Origin of the sequence: Streptomyces sp. NPDC048606, assembly GCF_040650855.1 — a bacterium.
Taxonomy (GTDB): Bacteria; Actinomycetota; Actinomycetes; order Streptomycetales; family Streptomycetaceae; genus Streptomyces.
The window spans coordinates 39,088-52,896 of record NZ_JBEZIB010000046.1; the positions used below are offsets into that span (position 1 = coordinate 39,088).

Sequence of the window (13,809 nt, forward strand, 5' to 3'; positions counted from 1 at the left end):
GAGCTGTGACGACGGACGGCGGGGAGCCCGTGGGCTCCCCGCCGTCCGCGGGTGTCACAGGGCGCGCGGAGCGCGCCGGGGAGGCGTCAGGCCGACGGGCCGGCCTTCCACTCGGCCCACGGCATGTTCCAGCCGTTGAGGCCGTTGTCCGGCTTGATGGTCTTGTCCGGGGAGTTCACCACGGTGACGACGTCGCCGATGAGCGAGTTGTCGAAGAACCAGGCACCGGGCTGGTCGGGGTCGTTCGCGCCCTTGGCGTCGTTCAGGCCGACGCAGCCGTGGCTGGTGTTGACCTTGCCGAAGATCGAGTCGGCGCCCCAGTAGTTGCCGTGGATGAAGGTGCCGGACGTCGACAGGCGCATCGCGTGCGGGACGTCCTTGATGTCGTACTCGCCCTTGCCGTCGTTGCCCTTGAAGCCGACGGTGGCGCCGTCCATCCGGGTCTCCTTGAACTTCTCGGAGATCACCATCTGGCCGTTGTACGTGGGGTTCTCGGGGGAACCGGCCGAGATCGGGATGGTCTTGAGGACCTGACCGTCACGGGTGACCGTCATCGTCTTGGCCTTCACGTCGACGGTGGAGACCTGGCTCCGGCCGACCTTGAAGGTGACGGTCTTGTTCTGCGCGCCGAGGATGCCGGGGGCGCCCTGCACGCCCTGGAGCGCGAGCTTCAGGGTGATCGTGGAGTTGGCCTGCCAGTACTGCTCCGGGCGGAAGTCCAGGCGCTGGTTGCCGAACCAGTGGCCGACGACCTCCTGGCCGCTGCTGGAGCTGACGGTGATGGCCGCCTGGACCGCCTTCTGGTCCTTGATCGGCTTGTTGAAGGTGATCGAGACCGGCATGCCGACGCCGACGGTCTGGCCCTCGTCCGGGACGAAGGAGCCGATGAAGCTGTTCTCCGGCGAGAGGGTGGTGAAGGAGGCGTTCTCGTGGGCCTCGCGACCGGACTCGTCCTTCGCGGTCGCCGCCAGGGCGTACTTGGTGGAGCGCTTCAGGGCCGCGTCGGGCTTCCAGCTCTTGCCGTCGGCGGATATCTTGCCCGCGACCGCGGCGCCCTCCACCGACTTCAACTCGACCTTGGTGAGCGTTCCGTCGCTGACGGTGACGTTCGCCCCGTCGTTCAGGGCCACGTTGCTCGACCCGTCCTTCGGCGCGATCACGATCTTCGCCTTGGATGCGTCCTTCGCCGCGGCGGCGTCCACGTCCGCCTGCGACTTGCCCGCCTCCGCGCTCCCCTGCGGCTTGTCGGCGCCCCCGTCATTGCAGGCCGAAAGCATCAGTACGCCACCGAGCACGGCGGACACGGCCACAAGGGACCTTCTCCGCCGCATGCTGTACGTCCTCACACGTCACTCCATCGTTGCCGGAAACCCCGAGGCTGCATTCCCGGGATCGGGCCGGGCAGGGGGGATCACCCCCCTGCTCGTCCTGACAACGCGTTAACGGCGCGGAACGGTTCCACACTCCGTTCGAATGTGTGCAACCCCACGGTCAGGCGTTGTCGGCCTCTTCCTCGTAGACACCATCTTCCTCGTCGATGTCCCACTCCAGGGACTCGGGGTCGTATTCGACCGGTTCGCTGCTCCACGAGGCCTGCGCGAGCTCGACGCCGGGCAGCTCCACGACCAGGTCGGTGGGGTCCACCAGGTAGGCCAGCGCCTCCGATTCGTCTTCCCGTACGGCCGATTCGGCGTGCCCGCGCTCCTCGTCCGGCATGAACTCGTCGGCCTTGATGTGGGCGAGTGCGGCGCCGATGAGCGCTTCGGCATCCGTCACCTCCAGCACCAAATCCACCCGAAGCCGTACGTATCGTGATGTGTCAGAAGGGTTCATACGACGGAGCGTAAGCCCGCGACGGCCCCGACTTTCCCGCGACCCGCCCCTTTCACTAGCATCTGCCCACACGGCCAATTCGCTGCTGCCACAAGGGGGATCGCTCCGTGTCCGCACGTCGACCACTGCTCACCTCGCTCGGGGCGACGACCCTCCTCGCCGCCCTCTGGTTCGTCCCCTCCGCCAACGCGACCGCGCCACAGGCTCCGGTGGGCGCGTCCGGCAGGTCCGGAGCGCCCGCCTCCGCCAACACCGGCACCGTCAGCGACGCCTCCGGCGCGTCCGGCGCGACGGCGGAGTTCGATGCCGGCGACGGCGGCGCCACCGGCTCCGGCGCCGATACCGACGCCACCTTCGCCTCGGCTTCCGGTTCGGATTCCGGTTCGGGCGCCGGATCCGCCGACGGTTCGGCCGTCGGTCCGGACGCCGGATCGGCCGACGGCTCGGCCGCCGTCGCGCTCTCGCTCGCCGACACCGGCGGCATCGACACCACCCCGTACGTGCTGGGCGGCACGCTCTGCCTGGGCCTCGGGGCCGGCTTCGTCGCCTTCTCCGTCCGCCGCTCCCGCGAGGGGTAGCGCCGGGGCACCCCCGCCGGGAACGGCACAGGGCCGCACCCCTCGCGGGGTGCGGCCCTGTGCCGTCGTGGGAGGCGCCAGTCAGGCGAGCGGACCCGTCACCGGCTCCACCGCCGCCACCAGGGCGCCCGCGCGGACGAACGCGTCGGCGGCGGCCAGGTCGGGGGCGAGGAAACGGTCCGGCCCGGGGCCCTGGACGCCCGCCGCACGGGTCGCGGCGATGGCGGCCTGGCTGGCCGGCGCGGGGGTGAGGCCGTGGCGCAGCTCGATGGCGCGGGTGGCCGCGTAGAGCTCGATGGCGATGATCCGCGTCAGGTTGTCGACGGCCGTACGGAGCTTGCGCGCCGCCGACCAGCCCATCGAGACGTGGTCCTCCTGCATGGCGGAGGAGGGGATCGAGTCGGCGGAGGCCGGGACGGCGAGCCGCTTCATCTCGCTGACCAGGGCGGCCTGCGTGTACTGGGCGATCATCAGGCCGGAGTCCACGCCGGCGTCGTCCGCGAGGAACGGCGGCAGGCCGTGGCTGCGGTTCTTGTCCAGGAGGCGGTCCGTGCGGCGCTCGGCGATGGAGCCGAGGTCGGCGGCGGCGATGGCCAGGAAGTCCAGGACGTAGGCGACCGGGGCGCCGTGGAAGTTGCCGTTGGACTCCACGCGTCCGTCGGGCAGCACCACCGGGTTGTCGACGGCGGCGGCCAGCTCGCGGGAGGCCACCAGGGCGGCGTGGGCCATGGTGTCGCGGCCCGCGCCGGCGACCTGCGGGGCGCAGCGCACGGAGTAGGCGTCCTGCACGCGCGGCGCGGACTCCTCCTGGAAGTGCCCGGTGAGCCCGGAACCCTTCAGCACGGCGGCCATGTTGGCGGCGGAGGCGCCCTGGCCGGGGTGCGGGCGGATGGCGTGCAGCTCGGGCTGGAGGACCTTCTCGGTGCCGAGCAGCGCCTCCAGGGTGAGGGCGGCGGTGATGTCGGCGGACTTGTAGAGGGTGTCGAGGTCGGCGAGGGCCATGACCAGCATGCCGAGCATGCCGTCGGTGCCGTTGAGGAGGGCGAGGCCCTCCTTCTCGCGCAGTTCGACGGGCTCGATGCCGTGCTCGGCGAGGAGCTCGCCGGCGGGGCGCACGACGCCGTCGGGGCCTTCCGCGTCACCCTCGCCCATGAGCGCGAGGGCGCAGTGGGAGAGCGGCGCGAGGTCGCCGGAGCAGCCGAGGGAGCCGTACTCGTGGACGACGGGGGTGATCCCGGCGTTCAGCACGTCGGCCATGGTCTGCGCGACGGAGGGGCGGACGCCGGTGTGGCCGGAGGCGACCGTCTTCAGGCGCAGGAACATCAGGGCGCGCACGACCTCCCGCTCGACGCGCGGGCCCATGCCGGCGGCGTGCGAGCGGACGATGTTGCGCTGGAGCTGGGCGCGCAGCTCGGGGCTGATGTGCCGGGAGGCGAGGGCGCCGAAACCGGTGGAGACCCCGTAGACGGGCTCGGGCTTGGCGGCGAGCGCGTCGACGATCTCACGAGCGCGGCCGAGCGCTTCCAGCGCTTCGGCGGACAGCTCGATCCGCGCGTTGCCGCGGGCGACGGCGATGACGTCCTCGGCGGTGGTCCCGGACGTTCCCACCACGACAGTGTGCATATCCATATTCAGCACCCTACGGATTGAATCCCTTCATGTCACTAGCCGGCTTTGTCACGATCGAGCCGCCCCACCACCCCTTACGCCGACCGGCCCCGACCCCGCGTGGCGCCCGGTGCCCGACGCATCGCGCACCGTCGCGGCGGGACGCCCACGCCGCAGGCACGCCCGGCCCGAAACGCCCGGCGCGGCCCGAGGCGTACGCCGACCCGGCGCGACCGGCGCGGTCCGGACCGCGCGCCCGGCCCGACAGCGGCGGCCCTACTGGCGGCCGCGGAAGCGGCGGCGTTCGCCGGCGCCCTCCCGGGCGGCGGCGTCGGCCAGTCGGACCACCGCCGTGTCGCGCCCCGCGACCACCGGCTTCGCCGCGCGCGCCGCCTTGGCCTTGTACTGCGCGGCGTCCGCGAGCCGAAAGAGCCGGCGCGAGGACTTGACCGGGCCGATCGGGTCCCCGGTGGAGGCGACCCCACAGGCCACGCCCTCGCCCCACTCCAGCGCGGCGGCCCGTACGCACACCTCCTCGGTGACCTCGACCACCCGGTCGGCCACCGGCCCCACGCTCACCAGGCAGAACTCGTCGCCGCCCAACCGCGCCACCAGGGCCCCCGGGAGCATCGCCCCGCACAGGCCGAGCACCGTCCCGAACCGCTCCAACAACCGGTCGCCGGTGGCGTGCCCCAGGGTGTCGTTGACCTTCTTGAGGCCGTTCAGGTCGCACACGACCAGGCTCACCACCACCCCGGTGCGCCGGTGCTCCTCCAGCGCCTCGTCGAGCCGCATGTCCACGGCGCGCCGGTTCGCGAGGCCGGTCAGCGGGTCGGTGAAGGCGAGGCGGCGGGCCTCCTCCAGCCGTTCGTTCTGCGCGAGCCCGGCCGCGACCACGGCCGCCAGCACCGCCGCGAACTCGGCGTCCTCCCCGTCGAAGTCGGGCAGCCCCTCGTCCCGGGCGATGTAGAGCTCGCCCCAGGCCCGCCCGCTGAGGACGATCGGCGCGACCACGCACGAGCCGCGGCCGCGCCGCCTGAGGACCTCGCCCCGGCGACCCGGCCGCCCGTCCGCGGCGCTCTCCACCCACGCGTGCGGTCCGCCGCCGCCGGCCCACCGCTCGTGCAGGAACTCGGTGATCTCGGGGAAGTCGTGCACGGGGTAGGACTCGTCCTCGGGGAACTCCTCCTCGCCCGGCCGCCGCTCCCCCTCGTTCACGAGGACCCGCAGGCGGCCCCGCTCCCGTTCCCAGGCGGAGATGGCGGCGAAGGACCCGTCCATCGCCACCCGCGCGCCGCGTGCGGCGGCCCGGACACTGTCCCGTGGCGCGCACGCCGCCGCCATGGCCTGCGCGAGGCCCACGACGGCCCGAAGCCGCCCGTCAACTCCCATCACCCCAGGTTAGGGAGTTTTATCCGATTTGGTGACAATTGGCGCGGCTTTCGGTGACCGCAAGATCACGAACGGTGACGCGCGCACGCCACCCCCGGAGCGCACCCGCCCGGCGGCTACTCCCCCGGCCAGTTCGGCCTGCGCTTCTCGTTGAACGCCGCGACGCCCTCCGCCCGGTCCCCGGAGAAGGCCACCGTCCGCCAGGCCGCGTCCTCGATCTCCAGCCCCGCCGCCAGGTCCTTGCCGTGCCCCAGCCGCAGCGCCCGCTTGGCCGCCCGCAGCCCCACCGGCGAGTTCGCCGCCATCGCCGCCGCCAGCTCCAGGGCCCGCGCCCGGTCCTCGCCCGCCGGGGCCACCGAGTCCACCAGCCCCAGCTCCAGCGCCTCGACCGCCTCCACCCGCCGGGCGGTGAAGATCAGCTCGGCGGCCCGCGCCGCCCCGACGCGGCGCGGCAGCAGCTGCGTACCGCCTCCGCCGGGGATCACACCGACCGAGACCTCCGGGAGCCCGACCACGGCGCTCTCGTCGGCCACGATCACGTCGCACGACAGCGCCAGCTCGAAGCCGCCGCCCAGCGCGAAGCCGTGCACCGCCGCGATCGTCGGCATGGGCAGCTCCAGCACGCCCCCGTACGCCCCGCGGGTGGTCGGCCGCTGCCGGCGCAGTTCGGCGTCCGAGAAGGAGTTGCGCTCCTTGAGGTCCGCCCCCACGCAGAACGCCCGCTCGTGCGTGGACGACAGGACGACGACCCGCACCCCCGCGTCGGCGGCCAGCGCCGCGCAGGCCGCGGAGATCGAGCGGGCCATCTCCGTGGAGACCGCGTTCATGGCCTTGGGGCGGTCGAGCACCAGCTCCGCGACGACCCCTTCGTCGCCGTGCCGTCGCACCGCCACGAACTCCCCGAAACGGACCTCGTCCACAGCCACGGCACTCTCCCCGGAAACAGGTTAACGAACGTTACCCGGGGATCTTAGGCTTCCGGCGCGTCAGCGACCAGGGCTCCACCACACCCAGACCGCGCACCGGCCGCTGCCACATCGGCTGGAGCGCGAAGCGGTACGCACCCCCGCCCTCCTCGGTCTCGGCCTCCTTCTCCGAGACCGGCGCGGCTCCCGTGCGCCCCAGCTCCTGGGCCATCGCCCCGTCCACCAACACGGCGTCCTTGGGGGCTATCGAGGTCAGCCGGCTCGCCAGGTTCACCGTCGTGCCGAAGACGTCGCCCATCCGGGTCGTCACCGTGCCGAAGGCGATGCCGACCCGCAGCTCGGGCATCTGCGGGTCCGACTCCATCGTCTCGATCAGGCGCAGCGCGATCTCGGCCGCCGTGGCGGCGTCGTCGGCGCAGTAGAGCACCTCGTCGCCGAGTGTCTTGATCAGCCGGCCGCCGTGGGCCGCCACCAGGTCCGCCGCCGTGGTCTCGAAGGCCTCGACCAGCTCGCCGAGCTCCTCCTCCTCCAGGCGCCGGGTGAGCCGCGTGAAGCCCACCAGGTCCGCGAAGCCCACCGCGAGGCGCCGGTCGACCATCTCCTCGTCGTCCGCCACCTGCACGACGCGCCCCGTGGCCGCCGCCAGCTGGCGCCGCCACACGTAGACGAGGAACTCCTCCAGCTCCGGCAGCAGCAGCTCGACGAGCGGGTACGTGACCTCCGTACGGGTCATCCCCGGCTCCGGGGGCTCCGTCAGCCCCTCCAGGAAGGAATCGATCTGCCATTCGGCCAGCCGGGCGGTGGTCTGCCCCGTCGACCGGGCCACCTGCACCGCCATCGGCTCGCTCAGCAGCCCCGCCTCCACCAGACCGGCCAACCGGCGCAGCGCCAGCACGTCGGCCTCCGTCAGCGCCCTGGCCTGGCCGATGTCCGCGAAGCCCATGGCCCGCCAGAAGCGGGAGGCCAGCTCCATCGACACGCCGGCGCTCCGGGCGGCCTGGAAGGGGGTGTAGCGCCGCTCGGCGCCCAGGATCAGCTGCTCCAGGCGGATCGCGAGCGGGTCGGCCGTCGGCTGCGCCGTGTGGTCGACCTCGTGCAGCGGTGTGTGCTGGTCCCGCCCGATCGGGGTACCGGGTCCGGCACCGGAGCCGGACCCGGACGGGCTGGACGTCGAGTCGTCGACGGTCAAGGGCCGCCTCCTGTCCATTCCGTACGCACTGCCGAACCGGGTGATCACCGCGGGACCGGGATCGCCTAAACCATACGGCAGGTGTGCCGTAGCTCACTCCCCTTCCCCGGGGCCGATCGCCCGAGGCAGGCCCCGGGGGCCCGGCGGGGGTCCGTACGCGCCCGAAATCCCCCGCGGCCGGGGAACGCGCCGCCCGTACGGACCCGATCCCGGGCCCCGCACCGCTCCCGGCGGGGTCAGCGCACGGGCCTCAGGTGCACCACGTCGCCCGCGCCCACGGCCTCCCGCTCGCCCTCGACCGTACGGATGACGAGCCGCCCGTCCGCGTCGACCGCTTCGGCCGTACCGGTGAGGGCCCGCCCGCCGGGCAGGTCCGCCCGCACGTGCTTGCCCAGGGTCGAGCAGCCGGCCGCGTACGTCTCCTGGAGCCCGCAGGCCGCCGGGTCGCCGCCGGCCTCGCGCCACCTCCCGTACCACTCCTCCAGGGACCGCAGCACGGCCTTGAGCAGCGGCTCCCGGTCGGTGACGGTCGCCTTGGCCAGCAGGAGCGAGCCGGCGCCCGGCACGGGCAGCTCGTCCTCGGTGAGGGTGACGTTCAGCCCGATCCCGACGACCACCCCGTCCGCGACCCGCTCCGCGAGGATCCCGCCGGTCTTGCGCTCCTCGCCGTCCACGACGACCAGCAGGTCGTTGGGCCACTTGAGGAGGGTGTCCACGCCCGCGGCCCGGGACAGCCCGGAGGCGGCGGCGACCCCCGCCAGCAGGGTCAGCCACCCCCACCGCTCCTCGGGCACGCCCGGACCCGGCTTGAACAGGACGGAGAAGAACAGTCCGGACCGGGCGGGCGCGCTCCAGGTCCGGTCCAGGCGTCCGCGCCCGGCGGTCTGCTCCTCGGCGACCAGCACGGCCCCCTCGGACAGCCCGGCGGTGCGCGCCGCGAGATCGGTGTTGGTGGAGCCGGTCGCGGGGACCACCTCCAGGGAGGTCCACAGCCCGTCCCCGGTCACGAGGGCCCGCCGCAGACCCGCGACGTTGAGAGGAGGCCGGTCCAGGCTCGACCAGCGTCCCGCTGAGGCTCCGGCTGCTGCATCTGATGGCATGATCGGGTTCCTTCTTGTCGCCGGGTGTGACCCTCTGACCGAGGATTGCGTTCGGATCGTGACCGACCCTAGCTTCGGGTGCGTGGGGAATTCTCGGGTAAAGCGGGCATTCAAGTTCTGTTTCTACCCCGACGACGCGCAGGCAGCGGAACTGTCACGGACCTTCGGTTGCGTCCGCAAGGTCTACAACCTGGCCCTGTCCGCCCGGTCCGACGCCCGGGCGCGCGGTGAGCGGCTGGACTACGCGCAGACCTCGGCGATGCTCACCGCGTGGAAGCGGAGCGAGGACCTGGCCTACCTGGCCCAGGTGTCGTGCGTGCCCCTCCAGCAGGCGCTGCGCCACCTCCAGAGCGCGTTCGTCGCGTTCCGGGCCAAGCGGTCGGCGTACCCACGATTCAAATCGAAGCGGAATGCCAGGGCCGGTGCCGAGTACACCCGATCGGCGTTCCGCTACCGCGACGGTCGACTCACCCTGGCCAAGATGGCCGAACCTCTGGCCGTCATCTGGTCGCGCCCGCTCCCCGAAGGGGTGGAACCGAGCACCGTCACGGTGTCCCGGGACCCGGCCGGCCGCTGGTTCGTCTCGCTCCTGTGCGAAGACACCCCCGCCCCCGCACCGATCACCACGAAAGCCGTCGGGATCGATGTCGGGCTGACGGCCCTGATCACCCTGTCCACCGGCGAGACGGTCGCGAACCCTCGCTACGAACGCAGGGACAGGGAGCTCCTGGCCCGTGCCCGACGCGCCTTGTCCCGCAAGAGCGTGGGCGGCAGGAACCACGCCAAGGCCCGCACCCGGGTGGCCCGGATCCACGCCCGGATCGCCGATCGCCGCAGGGACCATTTGCACAAACTGACGACTCGACTCGTGCGCGAAAACCAAACGCTCGTGATCGAGGACCTCGCCATCCGCAACATGCTGCGCAACCACAGACTGGCCCGGGCCGTCTCGGACGCCTCCTGGTACACGCTGCGGAGCATGCTGGAATACAAGGCGGCCTGGTACGGGCGCGACCTGATCACCGTCGACAGGTGGTTCCCCAGCACCCGCATGTGCTCGGCCTGCGGAATCGTCGGCGACCCGCTTCCCCTCGGCGTCCGCACGTGGATGTGTGCGGGCTGCGGGACGACTCACGACCGGGACGGCAACGCCGCCGTGAACCTTCTGGCCGCCGGGTCGGCGGTCACCGCCTGTGGAGCGGGCGTAGGACCTCGGGCGGGCACTCCCCGCACGGGGCGGCCCGCGGTGAAGCAGGAAGCCTCGGCCGCGAGGCCGGGAAACCGTTCCCCTAGGGAAGACGGCCAGGCCAAGCAAGCCACATTAGGTGTGTCAAACGCCGCACTGCCGAGCGCCATGCCCGCCGATACGCTACGCACCAGTAGCCAGCAGCAGTCAATCAATTGACCAGGCAGTTGACACCACACAGGGAGCCGCGACCCCGATGTCACAACCCTCAGAGCCGATCGACATGCACACGACCGCGGGCAAGCTCGCGGACCTGCGGCGCCGCGTCGAGGAGGCCACCCACGCAGGTTCCGCTCGCGCCGTCGAGAAGCAGCACGCCAAAGGCAAGCTGACGGCACGTGAGCGGGTGGCGCTGCTGCTGGACGAGGGCTCCTTCGTAGAGCTGGACGAGTTCGCCCGGCACCGCTCCACCGCCTTCGGGCTCGACCGGACCCGCCCCTACGGCGACGGCGTCGTCACCGGCTACGGCACGGTCGACGGGCGCCCCGTGGCCGTCTTCTCGCAGGACTTCACCGTCTTCGGCGGAGCCCTCGGCGAGGTCTACGGCCAGAAGATCATGAAGGTCATGGACTTCGCCCTGAAGACCGGCTGCCCCCTCGTCGGCATCAACGACTCCGGCGGCGCCCGCATCCAGGAGGGCGTCAGCGCGCTGGGCATGTACGGCGAGATCTTCCGCCGCAACGTCCACGCCTCCGGCGTGATCCCGCAGATCAGCCTGATCGTCGGCCCCTGTGCCGGCGGCGCCGTGTACTCCCCGGCCATCACCGACTTCACGGTCATGGTCGACCAGACCTCGCACATGTTCATCACCGGCCCGGACGTCATCAAGACGGTCACCGGCGAGGACGTCGGCTTCGAGGAGCTGGGCGGGGCCCGCACGCACAACAGCACGTCCGGCGTCGCCCATCACATGGCCGGCGACGAGAAGGACGCCATCGAGTACGTGAAGTCCCTCCTCGCGTACCTGCCGTCCAACAACCTCTCCGAGCCGCCCGCCTTCCCGGAGGAGGCGGACACCGAGGTCTCCGACCTCGACCTCGAACTCGACGCGCTGATCCCCGACAGCGCGAACCAGCCGTACGACATGCACACCGTGATCGAGCACGTGCTGGACGACGGCGAGTTCCTGGAGACCCAGTCCCTCTTCGCCCCGAACATCCTCACCGGCTTCGGCCGCGTCGAGGGCCACCCGGTCGGCATCGTCGCGAACCAGCCGATGCAGTTCGCCGGCTGCCTGGACATCAACGCCTCCGAGAAGGCCGCGCGCTTCGTCCGCACCTGCGACGCCTTCAACGTCCCGGTCCTGACCTTCGTCGACGTGCCCGGCTTCCTCCCGGGCACCGACCAGGAGTACAACGGAATCATCAGGCGCGGTGCGAAGCTGATCTACGCGTACGCCGAGGCCACCGTCCCCCTCATCACCGTGATCACCCGCAAGGCCTTCGGCGGCGCCTACGACGTCATGGGCTCCAAGCACCTCGGCGCGGACCTGAACCTCGCCTGGCCGACCGCGCAGATCGCGGTCATGGGAGCCCAGGGCGCGGTCAACATCCTGCACCGCCGCACCCTCGCCGAGGCGGCCCCCGAGGAGGTGGAGGAGACCCGGGCGCGGCTCATCACCGAGTACGAGGACACCCTGCTCAACCCCTACACGGCGGCCGAGCGCGGTTACGTCGACGCGGTGGTCCTGCCGTCCGAGACCCGGGCGCACGTGGTGAAGGGGCTGCGGCAGCTGCGCACCAAGCGGGAGTCGCTGCCGCCGAAGAAGCACGGCAACATCCCCCTCTAGGCCCTCCAGGAGGACTCTGTGGTCATCAAGGTCGTCAAGGGCAACCCGACCCCCGAGGAGCTGGCCGCCGCACTGGCGGTCGTACAGGCACGCGCGGCGGCGCTGGCCTCCGGCGCCGCCGGCACCGCGCCCCGGGTCCGGGACGAGTGGGCCTCGCCCGCCCGGGTGGCGCGCCGCCGCGTGCCCCAGCCGGGACCGCGCGCCTGGGGCCGTACGTACTGGCCCGGCCAGGGCTGAGGCCGGGGCCGAGACCCCCGCGCCGAAGATGGCGTGAACCGACGGTGGCGCCTGAGTACCCGTACTCAGGCGCCACCGTCGTCCCCGGGACAGGATCGGGGCATGCTCTGGTCAGACCCGAAGAACGAGCCGCCGAAGGACATGCGCGACGCCCAGGCGATGCTGCGCCGCCTGCTGCTGGTGCTCGCCCTGGCGATGGTGGTGGGCGTGTACGTCCTGGGCGTGGCCCCCTTCTAGCCCGCACGGGCGCCGCCTTGGCCCCGAGCGCCCCCGCCCGGGCGCGGCAGCGGCCTCACGGGTCCCGACGGGTCCCGCGCCGCGCGGGCCGCCCTACGATGGCCCGCATGACCGTACGCACCGTTGTCCTCGCCTCCGCCTCGCCCGCCCGGCTCAACCTGCTGCGCCAGGCCGGACTCGCCCCGCACGTGATCGTCAGCGGCTTCGACGAGGACACGATCGAGCACGACAACCCGGCCGACCTGGCCCTGGCCCTGGCCGAGGCCAAGGCGGACGTGGTGGCGGGCCTCGCGGAGGCCGAGGGCGCGCTGGTGATCGGCTGTGACTCGGTGCTGGAGCTGGACGGCGAGGCCCTGGGCAAGCCGGCCGACTCGGCGGAGGCCACCGCGCGCTGGAAGTCGATGCGCGGGCGGGCGGGCGTCCTGCGGACCGGACACTGCGTCATCGACACCGCGAACGGGCGCCGGGTGTCGGCCACGGCCTCCACGACGGTCCGCTTCGGCGAGCCGTCGGACGCCGAGGTGGCCGCGTACGTGGCGAGCGGCGAGCCGCTGCACGTGGCCGGGGCCTTCACCCTCGACGGGCTGTCCGCGCCGTTCATCGACGGCATCGACGGCGATCACGGCAACGTGATCGGCCTCTCGCTGCCGCTGCTGCGGTCCCTGCTGGGAGAACTGGACGTGTCCATCACGGACTTGTGGGCCTGAGCCCCTTCACCTCCGGGCCCGGACCCGCGTCCGCGCCCGGACCCGCGTCCGCGCCCGGGCCGGCGGCGCGCCCGTGGAGCGTCAAGACCAGCACGAGCAGGCAGAAGACCAGCATCGTCGCCGCGAAGGCGACCCAGCCGACGAGCCCGACGGAGAGCACCCCGAGCAGGACGTGCAGGGCCGCGGCGGCGATGATCACGACGCGCGCGAAACGCCCGGGCGCGCGGTCGCGCAGGGCGACGACGGCCAGCAGGAAGGCGCAGAGCAGCAGGAACGCGCCGGTGCCGGCGCCGAGCCCGTAGGTCGCCGTGGACACGAGCGCGGGGTCCGTACCGGCGATGGACATCGACTGGTTCGCGGTGGTCCGGCCCAGGACCACGTGGACGAGGACGAGGACGGCCGCCTCGGCGACGCACGCCGCCGCGCCGAGCCCGGCCACGATTCTGCGCAGCACGACGCCCCCATCCCCCACACACCACAAGCGTGTTCGACGCCTGGAGGCTACTAACGAGTAATCCCGGGGACAAGGGGGCCGGTCGGCTTCGTTACGGGAGCCCTCCGTGACGGCTCTCACTCAAAGAATGCATAGGCCGTTCGTAGGGACTCGACAAAGAATCAACGGGGGCGGCTGACCCGGTGAACAGAGACCTTCGATACGCAACGGGGTTACTGTGCAGTCGGGGATCTCCCTGACCTGGGGCGACACAAGGGCTTTCCGACTCGGGAGGGACCTGTGTCACGCTCTGTGTGGGCAAGCTCACCTCCGGGGAAGGGTCGAAAGGCCGTGTTGCCTGTCCCTAAACTCAGCTTGTTTCAAGGAGGGAGCCATCGTGCGCAAGGTGCTCATCGCCAACCGTGGCGAAATCGCTGTCCGCGTTGCTCGGGCCTGCCGGGATGCCGGGATCGCGAGCGTAGCCGTCTACGCCGATCCGGACCGGGACGCTCTGCACGTCCGCGCGGCAGACGA

At 72.2% G+C, this 13,809-nt stretch carries 15 protein-coding genes; 7 read left to right on the forward strand and 8 right to left on the reverse strand.

All coding sequences use genetic code 11. The features are described from left to right. Positions 1-86: 86 nt before the first annotated feature. Positions 87-1,331 (reverse strand): Ig-like domain-containing protein, encoded by a 1,245-nt coding sequence (locus AB0D01_RS34755; RefSeq protein ID WP_363062471.1) that lies wholly within the window; start codon positions 1,329-1,331, stop codon positions 87-89. A gap of 160 nt (positions 1,332-1,491) precedes the next feature. Continuing rightward, positions 1,492-1,776, reverse strand: coding sequence for a hypothetical protein (locus AB0D01_RS34760; RefSeq protein WP_363062473.1), 285 nt, complete (start codon positions 1,774-1,776; stop codon positions 1,492-1,494). Positions 1,777-1,940: 164 nt separating this feature from the next. Here AB0D01_RS34760 and AB0D01_RS34765 point away from each other — a divergent pair, with 164 nt between their 5' ends. Then, positions 1,941-2,411 (forward strand): LPXTG cell wall anchor domain-containing protein, encoded by a 471-nt coding sequence (locus tag AB0D01_RS34765; protein ID WP_363062474.1) that lies wholly within the window; start codon positions 1,941-1,943, stop codon positions 2,409-2,411. A gap of 81 nt (positions 2,412-2,492) precedes the next feature. Here the strand turns inward: AB0D01_RS34765 and hutH are convergent, their stop codons facing one another. The 5 genes from hutH to AB0D01_RS34790 form a co-directional block, all read right to left on the reverse strand. Beyond that, entirely contained in the window at positions 2,493-4,034 is a 1,542-nt protein-coding gene (gene hutH / locus AB0D01_RS34770; RefSeq protein ID WP_363062493.1) for a histidine ammonia-lyase, read from the reverse strand. A gap of 261 nt (positions 4,035-4,295) precedes the next feature. Continuing rightward, complete coding sequence (locus AB0D01_RS34775; protein ID WP_363062475.1) at positions 4,296-5,411, reverse strand: GGDEF domain-containing protein; 1,116 nt, start codon at positions 5,409-5,411, stop codon at positions 4,296-4,298. Between the two features lie 116 nt (positions 5,412-5,527). Then, positions 5,528-6,331, reverse strand: coding sequence for an enoyl-CoA hydratase-related protein (locus AB0D01_RS34780; protein ID WP_363062495.1), 804 nt, complete (start codon positions 6,329-6,331; stop codon positions 5,528-5,530). Between the two features lie 37 nt (positions 6,332-6,368). Beyond that, positions 6,369-7,460, reverse strand: coding sequence for an adenylate/guanylate cyclase domain-containing protein (locus tag AB0D01_RS34785; RefSeq protein WP_363062497.1), 1,092 nt, complete (start codon positions 7,458-7,460; stop codon positions 6,369-6,371). A 302-nt stretch (positions 7,461-7,762) separates the two neighbouring features. Then, positions 7,763-8,626, reverse strand: coding sequence for a biotin--[acetyl-CoA-carboxylase] ligase (locus AB0D01_RS34790; RefSeq protein WP_363062477.1), 864 nt, complete (start codon positions 8,624-8,626; stop codon positions 7,763-7,765). Positions 8,627-8,684: 58 nt separating this feature from the next. Here AB0D01_RS34790 and AB0D01_RS34795 point away from each other — a divergent pair, with 58 nt between their 5' ends. The 5 genes from AB0D01_RS34795 to AB0D01_RS34815 all read left to right on the forward strand — a co-directional run bounded on the left by AB0D01_RS34795 (position 8,685) and on the right by AB0D01_RS34815 (position 12,842). Further along, a complete protein-coding gene (locus tag AB0D01_RS34795) occupies positions 8,685-10,031 on the forward strand; it encodes an RNA-guided endonuclease TnpB family protein (RefSeq protein ID WP_363062479.1) in 1,347 nt (448 codons plus the stop codon). A gap of 37 nt (positions 10,032-10,068) precedes the next feature. Further along, a complete protein-coding gene (locus AB0D01_RS34800) occupies positions 10,069-11,661 on the forward strand; it encodes an acyl-CoA carboxylase subunit beta (protein ID WP_363062481.1) in 1,593 nt (530 codons plus the stop codon). A gap of 18 nt (positions 11,662-11,679) precedes the next feature. Further along, positions 11,680-11,898: an acyl-CoA carboxylase epsilon subunit gene (locus AB0D01_RS34805; RefSeq protein ID WP_363062483.1), complete on the forward strand. Its 219-nt coding sequence runs from the start codon at positions 11,680-11,682 to the stop codon at positions 11,896-11,898. A 102-nt stretch (positions 11,899-12,000) separates the two neighbouring features. Continuing rightward, complete coding sequence (locus AB0D01_RS34810; protein ID WP_363062485.1) at positions 12,001-12,135, forward strand: hypothetical protein; 135 nt, start codon at positions 12,001-12,003, stop codon at positions 12,133-12,135. 98 nt (positions 12,136-12,233) lie between these two features. Beyond that, entirely contained in the window at positions 12,234-12,842 is a 609-nt protein-coding gene (locus tag AB0D01_RS34815; RefSeq protein WP_363062487.1) for a nucleoside triphosphate pyrophosphatase, read from the forward strand. On the opposite strand, the gene AB0D01_RS34820 is transcribed toward AB0D01_RS34815, so the two are convergent. Continuing rightward, complete coding sequence (locus tag AB0D01_RS34820) at positions 12,823-13,296, reverse strand: hypothetical protein (RefSeq protein ID WP_363062489.1); 474 nt, start codon at positions 13,294-13,296, stop codon at positions 12,823-12,825. The two genes, AB0D01_RS34815 and AB0D01_RS34820, sit on opposite strands and share 20 nt — an antisense overlap. 376 nt (positions 13,297-13,672) lie before the next feature. On the opposite strand from AB0D01_RS34820, the gene AB0D01_RS34825 reads away from it, so the two are divergent. Further along, positions 13,673-13,809 (forward strand): biotin carboxylase N-terminal domain-containing protein (locus AB0D01_RS34825; protein ID WP_150947481.1); only part of this gene is annotated, 137 nt, incomplete at its 3' end.

What these genes read in the sequence shown, in the direction of transcription:
- AB0D01_RS34755 (WP_363062471.1), bottom strand. Translation starts at nt 1,331, where the DNA reads ATGCGGCGGAGAAGGTCCCTTGTGGCCGTGTCCGCCGTGCTCGGTGGC.
- hutH (WP_363062493.1), bottom strand. Translation starts at nt 4,034, where the DNA reads ATGCACACTGTCGTGGTGGGAACGTCCGGGACCACCGCCGAGGACGTC.
- AB0D01_RS34775 (WP_363062475.1), bottom strand. Translation starts at nt 5,411, where the DNA reads ATGGGAGTTGACGGGCGGCTTCGGGCCGTCGTGGGCCTCGCGCAGGCC.
- AB0D01_RS34790 (WP_363062477.1), bottom strand. Translation starts at nt 8,626, where the DNA reads ATGCCATCAGATGCAGCAGCCGGAGCCTCAGCGGGACGCTGGTCGAGC.
- AB0D01_RS34800 (WP_363062481.1), top strand. Translation starts at nt 10,069, where the DNA reads ATGTCACAACCCTCAGAGCCGATCGACATGCACACGACCGCGGGCAAG.
- AB0D01_RS34810 (WP_363062485.1), top strand. Translation starts at nt 12,001, where the DNA reads ATGCTCTGGTCAGACCCGAAGAACGAGCCGCCGAAGGACATGCGCGAC.
- AB0D01_RS34815 (WP_363062487.1), top strand. Translation starts at nt 12,234, where the DNA reads ATGGCCCGCATGACCGTACGCACCGTTGTCCTCGCCTCCGCCTCGCCC.